Raw genomic sequence first — 13,759 nt, forward strand, 5'->3', positions numbered from 1 at the left:
CCAGAGGAGGAACCCCCCAGAGCACCGGATGGCGGGTGACAGCCGTGATCGGGCCCGGCTCGGTCGCCGAGCGCAGCGAGACGGACAGCGGGTTAGCGGCGGACAGGCCGGCCACGAGGAGGAACAGCGCCCAGGGCATCATGAGGGGGGGCACGTGCCATTGCCATGCTGAGGCCGCCCACAGTTTCACTGTGGCGGCCCGCCTCACCGCCACGACGAGCCAGACGAGCAGTGCAACGGACAGGAGCGAGTACCCCGTGAGATAGGGGCCGCGACCGAGCAAACCGATGAATCGGGTACATAGGCGTGGCGAGGCCGGGATCGTGTGGGCAACCAGGAAGGCAGTCAGGGCGACGGCGAACTCGCTCACGGCGCGGTCCGCCCCTGGTGCCGGCGAGCGCTCCGGGTCGAGAGGGCGAGGCAGGCCGCGAAGGACGCAATGGCGGCCGCCGTGACTACTCCACTCCACCGGCGCCCCGCATCCAATGCGAGGAGATCGGACACGACGCGTAGCGTCACCGAGGCGTGCAGCGTCGCAAGTGGTGCGTACAGAGCGGGACCGAAGCGGGGCCGGATGCGCATGACCGCCGGCAGGATGATCAGGGCATGTCCGAATACCATCGAGAGGACGAACCCGAGCAGCACGGCATGGAGGGCCATGTCGTATCCGAAGGCGTGCATCCCCGGCGGGGCCGCGAGGAGCAGGATCCCCGCCGCGCCGAGCCAAGCGTAGCCGGCGAGCATGCAGATCGCCATGAATCGGGCTTGGCCGCCCAAGCGCACGGTGCGCAGGGCAATATCGTGCCGGGACAGCCAACTCGCGAGCAGGAGGAGGCCGACACCCGAGAGGACGGCTCCGCGCGCGGTGGCGAAGCCCTCGCCGGCTCCCGTCAGGACGGCCGCGACGGCGATCAGGTAGAGCGGCCGGCTCAGGCGGCTTCGCGGCATGAGGCGGCTGAGTTCGAGGCGCTCGCCCGCGATGGTGAGGACGAGGAAGGCGAGCCACCAGCCTACTAGGTCCGGCACGGGAACGCCGGCGGCCCATAGCCCCGAGCCCCAGAGCCACGCCGCCGCCCCGATCGCGAGCGTGGCCGTGAAGGCTGCCGGTTGCCGCCACACGGCGACGAGCGACGCGAGCGTGAAAATCGCTGCCGCGAGGAGGTAGGCCAAGGCGCCGGCCCTGAGCGATGCTCCGCCCATGAGAAGGACGGTCCCGCAAGCCGAGAAGGCCGGGGCCGCGTAGGGCCAGCGTCCTCCGAGCGCGACGGCCCGTTCGAGCGATACGAGGGTACCGAAAACACCCGAGATCAGGAGCGGCCCATGCAGTTGCATGAGCGACGGCCCATTCGGCAGATCCCAGCCCAACCGCCCCAAACCGGACCAGATCCCGACCAGAAGGGCGCCCGCGGCGCAGGCGAGTATCACGAAGCGTTGCGGACCGGTCGTCTGAGCAGCCGGATCGAGCCTGGGCGGCACCGGCGATGCCGCGTCGTTCGACGCAGCCCGATCGTCGCCCGCCCCTGAGCGGGGCGCCGTATCGGGCATGACACCATGGGTCACGACGTCGTACCTCCCTACGCTGCCGGCCTCGACGGTCGTGCGACGAAACCGGTCGCGCGCGTCGCCGTTCAGGACACGCCCCGGATCGGATGTCCCAACAGCGCATGACCCTGGTCGGTGATGCGGTCGGGGGTCCAGGCCGGGCTCCAGACGAGACTGACCAAGATGACCGGGCAGTCGTCGAAGCGGCGCGCGAGGCACTCGCGTGCATCCTCCACGATCATGCCGGCGAGCGGACAGGTCCGGGCCGTGAGCGTCAGATCGACCTCGATTCGCCCGGGCACGCGCACCGCGCGGTAGACGAGGCCGAGATGGACTACGCTGATACCGACCTCCGGATCGAGCACGTCGAGCAGGCCGTCGAGCACGTCTGGATCGAGGGCATCGCGGCAGCCGGACGCCTCCTCCGCTGCGGCTCTAGGCGAATGCCGTGTCGCACGATCTCTCAACCAAGACAGCACCTTCGTCACCCGTCCGTTCGTCCCGACCCGCACAGGATGCGCCGGGCGTGGGCAGGAGCCTTGATCTGGATCATGCGCCGCCCCGGCCCGCCGCCGTATCGTTGGAGCTCGGGTGGTGCGCGCCTGCATGTCGGGCATGCACGCGCCGAGGAAGGTGGACGATGGCTCCGATACCGCGCCTGCGGGACTACGAGGGACCCGCAATTCTGTCCTACGGCTTCCGGCCGTTCTTCCTGTTCGGCTCACTCTACGCTGGCCTCGCGGTGCTGGCGTGGCTCCCGATGTTCTCAGGCGACCTCACGCTCCCGACGGCGTTCGCGCGGCGCGACTGGCACGTCCACGAGATGCTCTACGGCTTCGCCGGGGCGGTCGTGGCGGGCTTCCTGCTGACTGCGGTCCCGAACTGGACCGGGCGGCTGCCCTTGCAGGGAGGTCCCCTTCTCCTGCTCCTAGCGGCATGGTCCGCGGGCCGGCTCGCAGTCGCCTGTTCGGCGATCCTCGGCTGGTTGCCTGCGGCCTTCCTCGACCTTTCGTTCCTCGTCCTTCTCACCGTCGCCATCGCCCGGGAGGTCGTGGCCGGGCGAAACTGGCGCAACCTCAAGGCCCTCGGCGCCCTCTCGATCCTGCTGGTCGGCAACGCCCTATTCCACGTCGAGGCATTTCGGTCGGGTACGGCCGAGTACGGCATCCGGGTGGGCATCGCCGCGACACTGACGATGGTGATGCTGATCGGGGGCCGCATCGTCCCGAGCTTCACCCGCAACTGGCTGGCGCGCGTGAACCCGGGCCGCATGCCCGCCTCCTTCGGCACATTCGACACGATCTCCATGGCACTCGCCGTCACAAGCTTGGCCGCTTGGATCCTGACGCCGGGAAGCGTGGCGGTGGGCGCGGGCCTGATCGTCGCCGGGCTGGTCCAGGCAATTCGCATGGCACGCTGGGCCGGCTACCGGACTTGGCGCGATCCGCTCGTGCTCATCCTGCACGTCGCCTATGCGTTCGTCCCGGCCGGCTTCGTCCTCGTCGGGGCCTCCGCGCTCGGGGCCGTCCCGGCCAGCGCCGGCATCCACGCCTGGACGGGAGGGGCCATCGGCGTGATGACGCTGGCCGTCATGTCGCGCGCGAGCCTGGGGCACACCGGTCGGCCGCTGACCGCCCCACCGACCGTGCAGGCGATCTACGTCCTGGCGATCGCAGCGGTCCTGGCGCGGGTCTGCGCCCCGCTCCACCCGGCTTGGTACGGACCCTTGGTGCTAACGGCGGGCGCCCTGTGGGCGGCCGCGTTCCTCGGCTTCGCGGCTGCGTACTGGCGAATCCTGACAGGGCCGAAGGCCTCTTGAACGCCGCTCGGCTGCGCCAAGCCGGAAGGGGCCATCCGAGTATCGTTCCGGTCACCGGATCCCAGCGGCCCGATCTTCGTCGCCCACTCGATCCGCGGAGGGTGGAGGATTCGGACCGAGGGCCTCAGTTCGCAGGTGCTCGGCCGCCTTCCCAGTGGCCTTGCGCCTTGAGGGCGGCTGCCACCTCGCGCGGCATATAAGTCTCGTCGTGCTTAGCCAGCACGGTGTCGGCCCGGAACGACCCGTCGGGCTGCAACACGCCCTCTGCCACCACGCCCTGGCCCTCGCGGAACAGGTCGGGCAACAGACCGGTGTAACGCACCGGAGTCGAGGCGTTGGTGTCGGTCACGGTGAAGTCGACCGTCTGGTCGGGGCCGCGACGGATCGAACCTTCCTTTACGAGGCCACCGAGGCGCATTCGCGAGCCTTTGGCGGTCCCTGGGAGAGCGAGCTCGCTGGACGAGCGGAAGAACACCACCGAGCCGTTCAGCGCTGAAAGGATCAGCCCGACCGCCAGCGCCAGCACGGCGGCGCAACACGCGATGAGAAGGAGGCGGCGGTTCTTACGTCGGGGCACGGCGATGCTCGAGATACGCTTGCCGCAGGGAGGGGCGACCTGGATTCCTCGTCGGCGAGGCCGTTCGGAATCGAGGAGGTCGGGCACACCGCCGAGGGACGTTCGGCTCGACCGATTTCCGCGCCCACGCTAGCTGGCCGGCATGCCAAGTCTTTGAATTGGATCAAGGGCAGGCGGCATCGGTCCCGTATTCCGCTGTCGGATCGCATGGCGGGTATGCCGCCGCCCCGTTCACGGCGGCATGTCCCGCCCGGCGGCGAGTGGAAGGATGGCCGCGGCCGCGAGGAGGCAGAGGGCGCCCGCGGCGAGGAAGGACGGCAGGTAGCTCCCCAGGTCGATCCTGGCCAGGGCCGCGGCGTAGGCGGCCGCGGCGGCTCCGGCCTGATGCGCGGCGAGCATGAAGCCGAAGACCAGGGGCGCGCGCTCGGGCCCGAAACGGGCGAGCACCAGCCGTGCGGTTGGTGGCACCGTGGCGATCCAGTCGAGCCCGTAGACCGCCGCGAACAGGGACAGGCCCGCGAAGGAGAGATCCGTGAACGGCAGGCACACGAGCGAGAGGCCGCGCACGCCGTAGAACCAGAAGAGCAGCCAGCCCGCGTCGAACCGGTCCGACAACCAGCCCGCTCCCAAGGAGCCGATGACGGTCAGCAAGCCCATCCCGGCGAGAAGGCCCGACGCTTGGAGCGGACGGATGCCGAGGTCGGCGCAGAAGGGCACGAGGTGGCTCTGCACGAGGCCACTGGTGGTGGCGCCGCAGATGGCGAAGGCGCCGAGCAGGGCCCAGAACAGGGCAGAACCCGAGATGTCGGCCAGGATCCTCCCGGTGCCCAGCGGGGTCCGGGGCGAGGTGATTGCCGGTCGCGGATCGCGCGATCCGTAAGGTAGCAGGCCAACATCCTCGGGATGTTCGGGCAGGCGCGCCATCATGGCGACGGCCGCGACTGTGAGCAGGCCGCACGGTATCACGATGCCGGTGCGCCAGCCGAGAACGTCCGCGACGGCCGCGAGTCCCGGCAACAGTAGCATCTGGCCGGCGCTCGCTGCGGCCCCGAACAGCCCGACGACGAGACCGCGTCGGGCCTCGAACCAGCGCCCGGCGATCGCCGTGCCGAGGACCAGGGAGGTCAGCCCGCTCCCCGCACCAACCAGCACGCCCCAAAGCAGGACGAGGTGCCAAGTCTGCGTCATGGCGAGCGAAGCGAAAATTCCGGTCCCGGTGAGCGCGAGGCCCGCGCAGGCCACGCGGCGCACGCCCCAGGCGTTTAGCGCGGTGGAGGCGAGAAGGCTCGTCACGCCGAAGGCGGCGAGTCGCACGGAGAGCGCCGACGAGTTGGTCGCGACGTCCCAGCCAAATTCCCGGCCGAGCGGAAGGATGAGGAGGCTCGGCGCCCCCATCGCGACCGCCGCGGCCAGCAGGGCGAGGACGGTCGCGCCCGCAACCATCCAGGAGCGGTGTAGACTGAGACTGGGCGGGTGCCTGCACGACCCACGCGGGAGCACGAGGTCAGTCATCGTGGAGAACGCGGTACTCGGCGCCCTCGATGTCGTCGTACTGGCCGCTTCTGAGCGCCCACAGGAAAGCGAACAGGCCGAGTGCGCCGAGAGCCAGCGCGATGGGGATGACGAGGAGCAACACGTTCATCGTAACCTCAGGCGATCCGAGCGACGCCGGGCATGCCCGGCCGGGAAGCGGGCAGCGGCCGCGTGGGCACCGTGCCGAGGCGGGCGCGCAGGGCGTTCAGCGTGACGACGAGGGAGGAGCCCGACATCGCCAGCGCTGCGATCAGGGGTGTTAGGCATCCCGCCGCCGCCAGCGGGACCGCGACGACGTTGTAGGCCGCCGAGAACCAGAGGTTCTGAAGCATCAGGCGGCGCGCCCGGCGCCCCGCCGCCAGCACCGACAGCACCGGCGCGAGGCCGCGGCCCAAAAACAGGGCGTCGGCCGCGGCCTGGCTCACGTGCGACGCGGTCACGGGCGACAGCGAGGCGTGGGCGGCAGCGAGCGCGGGGGCATCGTTAAGCCCGTCCCCCACCATCAGAACCCTGCGGCCGGCGCGCCCCAGGGCCTCGATGCGGGCGATTTTGTCCAGCGGCGCGAGGCCCGACTCCCACTCGGCGATTCCGAGGCGCCGGGCGACCGCAGCGACGGCGGCGGCTCGGTCGCCTGACAGGATCAGCACGCGGTGGCCCTGTTCCACCAGTCTGTCGACGACGTCGCGGGCATCGGGCCGCAGGGCCTGGCGTACCGGAAAGGCGATCGGCCTCCCTTCCCCGGCCCGGAAGCAGATCACCGACGCCTCCGGATCGGCCGCCACCGCCGCGGCGGCCTCGGCTTCCGCCTCGCAGAAGCGGGCCGAGCCCAGGCGCAGCTCGACGCCGTCGACGCGTGCGCGCACGCCGAGCCCCGCGGCCTCCTGCGCGCCGGGGAACGGCTCGGCTCCGCCTGCCGCGGACACGAGGGCGACCGCCATCGGGTGCCGGCTCGACAGCGCCAGGCGCGCGGCCATTTCCAGTGCGCCCGGCGTTATGATGGCGCCGGCCAAGGTCGGTTCGGGCAGGGTCAACGTACCGGTCTTGTCGAACACGACGGTGTCGACCGCGGCGAACCGCTCTAGCGCCGTGCCGTCGTTGAGCAGCACGCCCTCTCGAAACAGCGCGCCGGCTGCCACAACCTGCACGGCCGGGATCGCGAGGCCGAGTGCGCAGGGGCAGGTGACGATTAGGACGGCCACGGCGTCGAGCAGCGCCGCGTGCCAGCCGACGCCTGCCGCGAGCCAGCCGACGAAGGTCAGGGCGGCGGCGGCGTGGACGAGCGGGATGTAGAGGCGCGTCGCCCTGTCGGCGAGGACCAGGGCGCGCGAGCGCGCCTCCAGCGCCCGACGCATCAGGCCCTCGACTTCGTCGAGCAGGCTGGCGCCGGCGGGGGCGGTCACCCGCACCGTCAGGGCCCCGCTACCGTTGAGCGCGCCGGCGAAGACGCGCTCCCCGCCTTGAACGGTGACGGCGGCGGTCTCGCCGGTCACGAGGCTCTGGTCGAGGTCGGAAGCGCCGAGCTCGACGACGCCGTCGGCCGGCACCCGCTCGCCCGGCCGGACCAGGATGCGGGCGCCCGGCGCGAGTTCCGAGAGCGGGACGTCGCGCAGGCCACTCTCCGGGTCGGCCAGGGTCGCGCGCTCGCAGCGAAGCGTCACGAGGTTCTCCGCGCAGGCCCGCATGCGCCGCCGCATGGTCTGATCGAGGACACGCCCGGTCAGCAGGAAGAACAGCAGCATCACGGCGCCGTCGAAATAGGCGTGCGTGGCGCCCGACAGAGTTTCCGCCACGGACATCACGAGGGTTAGGACGACGCCGAGCGTGATGGGGAAGTCCATCGTGACCCGGCCGGCCTTGAGCCCGCGGAACGCGCCCTCGTAGAAGGGGCGCCCGGCATAGGCCGCGGCCGGCAGGGCGATGACGGCCTGGATCCAGTGGAAGAGGTCGCGGTTCTCCGGCGTCATATCCGAAACGTTGCCGGCCCAGACCGAGATGGCGAGCAGCATCACGTTCATCGACGCGAAGCCCGCCACCGCGAGCGCCCGAATCAGGCGTTTCGTTTCCGCGGCGTCCCCATCCGCGAGCCGGTCGGGGGCGAAGGGCTGAGCCCCGAAGCCGAGTGCCTTCAGGCTTCGCAGCAGGGTCTCGACGTCAGCCTCGGCACCCGGCTCCCAGGTCACCGCCAAGCGCCGGTCCGAGAAGTTCAGCCGAGCGGATGCGACGCCCGGCAGCTCGGCAAGGCCGCGCTCGATCGCGTTCATGCAGGCTGCGCAGCGGACGCCCTCGACGGCGAAGGCGGCGCGCGTCGCGCCGTCCGGCGCACGTGACACGAATGCGGCGTAGTCCCGGCCGAGGCTGGGCTTGGTATTGGCCTCGCTCCAGGCGGCGTGGGCCTCCACGTAGGCGAGCGCCATGTCGGTGCAGCACATCGGATGCTCTCCGTCAGTCCAGGATGACCCGGTGCCTGCGCCGGAACGTGACGTCGTCGCCGTCGAGCACCTCGACGACCAGTTCCCATTGGCCGGCCGACACGGCCGGAAGGCGCCCCACGTACAGGCCGGGAACGGTCTCGGCGACGGCCAGGGTGCGGTCGGCTCGCTTGTCGGTGGGCCGCTCCAGGCGGGTGCGCAGGGTCCGGCCGGTCAGTGGGGCGGCATCGGCTGCTTGGAGTGAAACGGTCACCGCGGCGCCCGTCTGCCCCTCCCGGGCGACCGTGCCGTCGAGAATCCAGCCCTGCGCGCTCTGAGCCCTGGCCCGCTCCAGTTCGGCGTTGTAGCGCTGGCTTGCCCGATAGGGTGAAGGCTCCTCCAGTCCGGACCAGGTCCGGACGGCGGATGTGACCAGGAAGGCGTCGGCGCAGGCGACGGTGCCGAAGAAGGCGGCGAAGATCGCGAACACGGTCCGGCCGGTCAGGCCCGCGCTCGGGGATGGCCGGGGGGGCGAGGCGGTGGCGGTCATGGTTGGGAAGCCTCAGCTGTCGGGAGCCTTGAAGGTGTCCTGAGCCCGAGCCGTCTCGCCCGTGGCCGGATCGCTGATGCGGAACGTAAGGGGCACGCTCGGGTCCTGGCGCGCCCCAGCGGGAGCGAAGATCAAGACGCGGAATTCCTGCGTCGAGTCGGACGGGACCGGCATGACGTCCGGCATGCCGCCGACCAACTCGACGCGCGCATCCGGCAAGCCTTCGACCGCCAGCGCGAAGTGCCGCTCCTCGGACCGCTTGTTGATGAGCCTGACTGTGTAGCCGTTGCGGACCGACCCGTCAGAGAGCGTCACGAAGAGCGGGTTGCGGTCGTGAAGTACGCTCAGGCCCGTGAAGCTGCGGGTTGCGAGGGCGTAGAGCATGCTGCCGCCCACACCGACCACCAGCACGCCGTAGAGCATCGTCCTGGGGCGCAGGATGCGGCTGACGGGCGGCCGGCCCGCCGCCCGGCTCCGGCAATTGGCCTCCGTGTCGTAGCCGATCAGGCCGCTCGGCCGCCCGAGCTTGCCCATGACCGTGTCGCACGCATCGACGCACAGCCCGCACTGGATGCAGTCCATCTGCAGCCCGTCGCGGATGTCGATTCCAGCCGGGCAGGCGGTGACGCAGGCGAAGCAATCGACGCAGTCTCCGGCCGGCTGGCCAGCTGCACGCAGCGTCGCGGCTCTCTTGGCGGGCGTGCGTGGCTCGCCGCGGTCGCCGCGATAGAGGATGTTGAGTGAGTGCTCGTCGGTGAGTGCGCCCTGGATGCGGGGCCAGGGGCACATGTAGGTGCAGACCTGCTCTCGCATGTGGCCGGCGAGCAGGTAGGTCGTCGCCGTCAGGATCAGGATGGCGATGTAGGCGACAGCAGGTGCCTGAAGGGTCGCGAGTTGCCCCACCAGGGTCGGCGCATCCGCGAAGTAGAGCACCCAGGCGCCCCCGGTCCACCATGCGATCATGAGCCAGGTCGCGTGCTTCACACTCCGCAGGGCGACCTTCGCGAGCGACCAGGAGGCGGCGTCGAGTTTGAGCCGCGCGCGCCGATCGCCTTCGATCAGGCGTTCGACGGCCAGGAACAGATCCGTCCACACGGTCTGAGGGCAGAGATAGCCGCACCAGACCCGGCCGGCGACCGCATTCATCAGGAAGAGCGTGAAAGCCGCCAGGATCAGCAGGCCCATGATGTAGGTCACATCCTGCGGCCAAAGCTCGATGGAGAAGAAGTAGAAGCGCCCCCTGTCCAGATCGATCAGCACGGCCTGGGATGGCTCCCCGGCACCCCGGTTCCAGCGGAGAAAGGGGACGAGGTAGTAGATGCCCAACGTGATCGCGAGCAGCACCCACTTGATGGTCCGGAAGGTGCCTCGGACCGACTGCGGCTGGATCTTCCTCCGCGCTTCGTAGAGAGCACCGCTGACCGCGGGAATGGCCGTACGTGTCGCCGCCGCGCCGAACTTCTTCGCCCGACCGGATCCGGACGGGACGGGTACGGCGGCCCGTGTCTCTGTTTGTTCGGCGAGCGACATCGGCAGTGTTCCAGGCCGGTCGAGGAGCCGGTCTGGATGTCGGTAGAAGGGACCTTCGGCGGCGGCTTTGATCTGGCTCAATCGGCACCGGGATCACGTCCGGCACCGGCCGCCGGTTTGGCGCAAGTGAGTGGGCGCGTGGAGAAAAGGTCTCGGGGCCGCATCCGATCGTGTCGCGATCGGAAGCGCCCCCGAAGATGGAGAGCCCCTTCTACTTGCCGCCGCCCAGGCTGTGCACGTAGACCGCAAGAGACTTGATGGTGGCTTGGTCGAGCCGGCCTTCCCAGGCGGGCATCACGCCCTTGCGCCCGTTCGCCACCGTGGCGGTGATCTGCTCGGGGGACGAGCCGTAGAGCCAGATCGGGTCCGTGAGGTTCGGCGCACCCATCTCGGAGTTCCCCTTGCCACCCTCGCCGTGGCAGGCGGCACAGTTGTCGGCGAAGACCGCCGCCCCCTTTTCGGCGCTCGAACCAGGCACCCCCGGCTTGCCGGAGAGAGAGAGGACATAGGTCGTCACTGCCTCGATCTCGTCGGGCTTGAGTATGCCGTCGCGCCCGAAGGCCGGCATGTCGCCCGCATGCGCCTCGCCGTTGCCGGAACGCGCGCCGTAGCGGATGGTCCGCTCGATCTCCTCGGCGGTACCGCCCCACAGCCAGTCGTCGTCCTGCAGGTTCGGATATCCGATCCGGCCGGTGGCGGAGGTGCCGTGGCAGCCCGCGCAATTGTCGCCGAACGCGGCCTTGCCGGTCGCGAGCGAAAGGCGCAGCAGGGCTGGATCGGCGCGGATCTCCGCGATGGTGGCGCTGGCGAGCTGCGCTTGGCCGCGCGCTCCGCGGTCGCGGCGGATCGCCTCGACTTCGTTCAGGACGGTTGCGCGCTGCGAGTAGCCGAGGACGCCGCGGGTGTAGCCGCTCACGAGCGGCCAAGCCGGGTAGGCGATCCAGTAGCCGACGGACCAGACGATCGTGGCGTAGAGGCAATAGAGCCACCAGCGCGGCAGCGGGTTGTTGTATTCGGCGATGCCGTCCCACTCGTGCCCAGTGGTCTCCGGGCCTGAGGGCGGGATGCCGGGATGGGCGGTGTCGGCCACGGCGATCAGTCCTCGATCAGGGGGAGATGGGCGGCCGCGTCGAACCTGGCGCGGTTGCGTGGCCAGAAGGCGTACAGGCACACGGCGAGGAAAATGCCGACGAAGTAGAGCAAGCCACTGGTCTGAGCGAAGGCGGCCGCATGTTCATAGGTCATGACGCTCACCTGAGATTCTTCTGGTTTTCGTAGATCTTGAAATCGACCATGGTGCCGAGGACCTGCAGGTAGGTGACCAGGGCGTCGATCTCGGTCGCTCGGGTCTTGTCGCCGCCGAAGTCGCGGACGGTCGCGCCGGGGTAGCGGCGTTGCAGGTCCGCAGCGCCCGGTCCGTCCGGGTCGCGCTGTGCCTTCAGGTCCTTTTTCGCGGAGGCGATCATCTCGTCGGTATAGGGGACGCCCAGCGTCCTGTTCGCTCTGAGGTCGTCGGCGATGGCGTCGGCGTCGAGCGGCCGGTCGAGGAAGGCGTAGGCCGGCATGATCGAGGCCGGCACCACGGCACGCGGATCGATCAGGTGCTCGCGATGCCACTGGTCCGAGTACTTGCCGCCGACCCGGGCGAGATCCGGGCCGGTGCGCTTCGACCCCCACTGGAAGGGGTGGTCGTACATGCTCTCGGCCGCGAGGGAGAAGTGCCCGTAGCGCTCGATCTCGTCGCGCATCGGCCGGACCATCTGGCTGTGGCAGAGGTAGCAGCCCTCGCGGATGTAGATGTTGCGGCCGGCAAGCTCCAGGGGGGTATACGGCCGGACGCCTTCCACCTTCTCGACGGTGCTCTTCAGGTAGAACAAGGGAGCGATCTCCACGAGGCCGCCGATGGCCACGACGAGGAGCGCGCCGATGAGCAGGACGATGGAGTTCTTCTCGAAGATCTCGTGCCTCTTCCAGAGGCCGGGCTGCGGGGTGGCCATCGGGCTTCTTCCATGATGCGTAGGTGGGGCGGGGCCGCGGGGATGTGCGGCGCCCGGTATCGGCTCACTCGGCCGGGACGAAGCCGGCGGTCGCGGAGCGCTCCCCGGCGGCCGGCGTGCCCTCGCTCTGCGCGGCCGTCCTGCCCGCGATGGTCATCGCGAGATTGTAGGCCATGATCAGCCCGCCGATCAGGAACAGCACCCCACCCAGCGCCCGGACGAGATAGTAGGGCTGCATTGCTTCGACGGTCTCGACGAAGGAGTATTCGAGGAAGCCCAGGGCGTTGTAGGCGCGCCACATCAGGCCCTGCATGATTCCGGCGACCCACATCGAGGTGATGTACAAAACGATGCCGAGCGTCGAGACCCAGAAGTGCCACTCGACCAGTTTCAGCGAGTAGACCTCACGCCGGTTCCACAGCCAGGGTACCAGGCAGTACAGGGCGCCGAAGGAGATGTAGGCGACCCAGCCGAGCGCGCCCGAATGCACGTGGCCGATGGTCCAGTCCGTGTAGTGTGAAAGCGAATTCACGGCCTTGATCGACATCATCGGTCCCTCGAAGGTGGCCATGCCGTAGAAGGCCAGCGACACGACCATGAAGCGCAGGACGGGATCGGTGCGCAGCTTGTCCCAGGCGCCCGACAGGGTCATCAGGCCGTTGATCATTCCGCCCCAGGACGGCATCCAGAGCATGATCGAGAAGGTCATCCCCAGTGTCTGCGCCCAGTCGGGAAGCGCCGTGTAGTGAAGATGGTGCGGGCCCGCCCAGATATACATGAAGATCAGGGCCCAGAAGTGGATGATCGACAGGCGGTACGAGTAGATCGGCCGCTCGGCCCGCTTCGGGACGAAGTAGTACATGATCGCCAGGAAGCCGGCTGTGAGGAAGAAGCCCACGGCGTTGTGGCCGTACCACCACTGGATCAGCGCGTCCTGGACGCCCGCGAAGATCGGATAGGACTTCGAGCCGAACACCGTCACCGGCAGGGCGAGGTTGTTGACGATGTGGAGCATCGCGATGGTCACGATGAAGGCGAGGTAGAACCAGTTCGCGACGAAGATGTGCGGTTCCTTGCGCTTCCAGAGCGTTGCCAGGAACACCAGCAGGTAGACGACCCAGACGACCGTAAGCCAGAGGTCGGCATACCATTCGGGCTCGGCATACTCCTTGGACTGCGTGACGCCCATCAGGTAGCCGGTGCCGGCGATGACGATGAACAGGTTGTAGCCGAGCACAACGAACCAGGGCGCGAGCTCGCCCGCGAGCCGAGCCCTGCAAGTGCGCTGCACGACATACAGGGAGGTCCCGATCAGGACGTTGCCGCCGAAGGCGAAGATCACCGCCGAGGTGTGCACCGGACGCAGGCGGCCGAAGCTCGCGTATTCGACGCCTAGATTGAGCGAGGGAGCCCAGAGCTGGAAGGCGATGATGGTACCGACCAGGAAGCCGGCGATCCCCCATACCATCGCGGCGAGTACGGTGAACTTCACCGGTCCCAGATTGTAGTTCGGCTTGCCCTCGATCTCCTGCGGCGGAGCCTCGATGGGCCGCGCCTCGTAGCGTTTGAAGATGGCGGCGATACCCGCGATGCCAGCGAGCGCGAACAGGGCCATATGGACGCTAAACGGCGCGTCGACCGCGTGGGCGGATGCGAGCGCGCAGAGGATCGCTCCGACGAGCAGGGCCGAGCCTAAACCGACCTCCCCCTCTGTCATGTATTTCGATGAAGGGATCGCGGCCATGGCTCGCTCGTTTCGCCTCGCGCTGGAACGGGTCACGCTGCGATTAGGAGGCGCGGAGA

At 69.3% G+C, this 13,759-nt stretch carries 13 protein-coding genes and 1 pseudogene; 1 reads left to right on the plus strand and 13 read right to left on the minus strand.

Features of this window, described 5'->3' with window-relative positions; translation table 11 throughout:
• Nucleotides 1-70: 70 nt before the first annotated feature.
• From LPC10_RS00855 to LPC10_RS00865, 3 genes and pseudogenes are all read right to left on the minus strand, one after another.
• Nucleotides 71-469 (minus strand): annotated as a pseudogene (locus LPC10_RS00855) (NnrU family protein); the annotation flags it as partial.
• Complete coding sequence (locus tag LPC10_RS00860; RefSeq protein WP_231345062.1) at nucleotides 367-1,560, minus strand: hypothetical protein; 1,194 nt, start codon at nucleotides 1,558-1,560, stop codon at nucleotides 367-369. The pseudogene LPC10_RS00855 and the gene LPC10_RS00860, both read right to left, overlap by 103 nt.
• Before the next feature lie 68 nt (nucleotides 1,561-1,628).
• The gene (locus tag LPC10_RS00865; protein WP_231345063.1) at nucleotides 1,629-1,928 is read right to left on the minus strand and encodes a metal-sulfur cluster assembly factor; all 300 of its coding nucleotides are present in this window, start codon (nucleotides 1,926-1,928) and stop codon (nucleotides 1,629-1,631) included.
• A gap of 254 nt (nucleotides 1,929-2,182) precedes the next feature.
• Here LPC10_RS00865 and LPC10_RS00870 point away from each other — a divergent pair, with 254 nt between their 5' ends.
• On the plus strand, nucleotides 2,183-3,361 hold the full coding sequence (locus LPC10_RS00870) for an NnrS family protein (RefSeq protein WP_231345064.1): 1,179 nt from the start codon (nucleotides 2,183-2,185) through the stop codon (nucleotides 3,359-3,361).
• A 124-nt stretch (nucleotides 3,362-3,485) separates the two neighbouring features.
• Here the strand turns inward: LPC10_RS00870 and ccmE are convergent, their stop codons facing one another.
• The 10 genes from ccmE to ccoN all read right to left on the minus strand — a co-directional run bounded on the left by ccmE (nucleotide 3,486) and on the right by ccoN (nucleotide 13,700).
• Entirely contained in the window at nucleotides 3,486-3,938 is a 453-nt protein-coding gene (ccmE, locus tag LPC10_RS00875) for a cytochrome c maturation protein CcmE (protein ID WP_231345065.1), read from the minus strand.
• 231 nt (nucleotides 3,939-4,169) lie between these two features.
• The gene (locus tag LPC10_RS00880; protein WP_231345066.1) at nucleotides 4,170-5,381 is read right to left on the minus strand and encodes an MFS transporter; all 1,212 of its coding nucleotides are present in this window, start codon (nucleotides 5,379-5,381) and stop codon (nucleotides 4,170-4,172) included.
• Nucleotides 5,382-5,442: 61 nt separating this feature from the next.
• Complete coding sequence (gene ccoS, locus LPC10_RS00885; protein ID WP_063987984.1) at nucleotides 5,443-5,580, minus strand: cbb3-type cytochrome oxidase assembly protein CcoS; 138 nt, start codon at nucleotides 5,578-5,580, stop codon at nucleotides 5,443-5,445.
• A gap of 7 nt (nucleotides 5,581-5,587) precedes the next feature.
• Nucleotides 5,588-7,900 (minus strand): heavy metal translocating P-type ATPase, encoded by a 2,313-nt coding sequence (locus tag LPC10_RS00890; RefSeq protein ID WP_231345067.1) that lies wholly within the window; start codon nucleotides 7,898-7,900, stop codon nucleotides 5,588-5,590.
• A 13-nt stretch (nucleotides 7,901-7,913) separates the two neighbouring features.
• Nucleotides 7,914-8,429, minus strand: coding sequence for a FixH family protein (locus LPC10_RS00895; RefSeq protein ID WP_063987986.1), 516 nt, complete (start codon nucleotides 8,427-8,429; stop codon nucleotides 7,914-7,916).
• A 12-nt stretch (nucleotides 8,430-8,441) separates the two neighbouring features.
• Nucleotides 8,442-9,959 carry a cytochrome c oxidase accessory protein CcoG gene (gene ccoG / locus LPC10_RS00900; RefSeq protein WP_082912194.1) on the minus strand — a complete coding sequence of 506 codons (1,518 nt, stop codon included), beginning with the start codon at nucleotides 9,957-9,959 and terminating at the stop codon, nucleotides 8,442-8,444.
• Between the two features lie 211 nt (nucleotides 9,960-10,170).
• Complete coding sequence (gene ccoP, locus LPC10_RS00905; protein ID WP_063987987.1) at nucleotides 10,171-11,049, minus strand: cytochrome-c oxidase, cbb3-type subunit III; 879 nt, start codon at nucleotides 11,047-11,049, stop codon at nucleotides 10,171-10,173.
• 5 nt (nucleotides 11,050-11,054) lie between these two features.
• Nucleotides 11,055-11,204, minus strand: coding sequence for a cbb3-type cytochrome c oxidase subunit 3 (locus LPC10_RS00910; protein ID WP_063987988.1), 150 nt, complete (start codon nucleotides 11,202-11,204; stop codon nucleotides 11,055-11,057).
• 5 nt (nucleotides 11,205-11,209) lie between these two features.
• The gene (gene ccoO, locus LPC10_RS00915; protein ID WP_063987989.1) at nucleotides 11,210-11,956 is read right to left on the minus strand and encodes a cytochrome-c oxidase, cbb3-type subunit II; all 747 of its coding nucleotides are present in this window, start codon (nucleotides 11,954-11,956) and stop codon (nucleotides 11,210-11,212) included.
• Nucleotides 11,957-12,020: 64 nt separating this feature from the next.
• Nucleotides 12,021-13,700 (minus strand): cytochrome-c oxidase, cbb3-type subunit I, encoded by a 1,680-nt coding sequence (gene ccoN, locus LPC10_RS00920; RefSeq protein ID WP_231345068.1) that lies wholly within the window; start codon nucleotides 13,698-13,700, stop codon nucleotides 12,021-12,023.
• Nucleotides 13,701-13,759: the final 59 nt, after the last annotated feature.

Origin of the sequence: Methylorubrum sp. B1-46 (genome assembly GCF_021117295.1) — a bacterium.
Lineage (GTDB): Bacteria > Pseudomonadota > Alphaproteobacteria > Rhizobiales > Beijerinckiaceae > Methylobacterium.

Coding starts and splice junctions, on each gene's coding strand:
- LPC10_RS00870 (WP_231345064.1), top strand. CDS start 2,183: ATGGCTCCGATACCGCGCCTGCGGGACTACGAGGGACCCGCAATTCTG.
- LPC10_RS00880 (WP_231345066.1), bottom strand. CDS start 5,381: ATGGTTGCGGGCGCGACCGTCCTCGCCCTGCTGGCCGCGGCGGTCGCG.
- ccoS (WP_063987984.1), bottom strand. CDS start 5,580: ATGAACGTGTTGCTCCTCGTCATCCCCATCGCGCTGGCTCTCGGCGCA.
- LPC10_RS00890 (WP_231345067.1), bottom strand. CDS start 7,900: ATGTGCTGCACCGACATGGCGCTCGCCTACGTGGAGGCCCACGCCGCC.
- LPC10_RS00895 (WP_063987986.1), bottom strand. CDS start 8,429: ATGACCGCCACCGCCTCGCCCCCCCGGCCATCCCCGAGCGCGGGCCTG.
- ccoG (WP_082912194.1), bottom strand. CDS start 9,959: ATGTCGCTCGCCGAACAAACAGAGACACGGGCCGCCGTACCCGTCCCG.
- LPC10_RS00910 (WP_063987988.1), bottom strand. CDS start 11,204: ATGACCTATGAACATGCGGCCGCCTTCGCTCAGACCAGTGGCTTGCTC.
- ccoO (WP_063987989.1), bottom strand. CDS start 11,956: ATGGCCACCCCGCAGCCCGGCCTCTGGAAGAGGCACGAGATCTTCGAG.
- ccoN (WP_231345068.1), bottom strand. CDS start 13,700: ATGGCCGCGATCCCTTCATCGAAATACATGACAGAGGGGGAGGTCGGT.